The sequence below is a fragment of the Romboutsia sp. 13368 genome (assembly GCF_018336475.1).
Taxonomy (GTDB): domain Bacteria; phylum Bacillota; class Clostridia; order Peptostreptococcales; family Peptostreptococcaceae; genus Romboutsia.
Window position 1 is genome coordinate 913,632 of record NZ_CP048741.1, and the last position, 314, is coordinate 913,945.

Genomic DNA, 314 nt, shown 5'->3' on the forward strand with positions numbered 1-314 from the left:
GTATATTGTATAATAATAATTTCTTTGTTTATAACATAGAACTTGATAATTTTAGTAATATGTGGATTTCTACGAAAAAAGGTGTATTTATATATGATACAAAAGAAAATGGAGAATATAATTTATACCTTGTTAATCATGAAGGAGCACAAGAATACAACCAAAAAGAACACAAGATGGAGATTCTTAACCTTCAAGAAGATGAAAATATAAAGATTTATAATAATGAATTTATTTTAAGTGATAGTCAAAATAATATATGGATATCTAGTAGTAAAGGAGTAGAAAAGTATTCTATAACTGATGGTGAATTT

General features: G+C 23.6%; 1 protein-coding gene (only partly in view). It reads left to right on the plus strand.

The window, feature by feature from the left end; genetic code table 11:
- Positions 1 to 176: 176 nt before the first annotated feature.
- Positions 177 to 314: part of a two-component regulator propeller domain-containing protein coding region (locus G3997_RS11800; RefSeq protein WP_442971236.1), annotated on the plus strand (this coding region is incomplete at its 3' end). The annotated region continues 296 nt past the right edge of the window; the window shows 138 of its 434 annotated nt.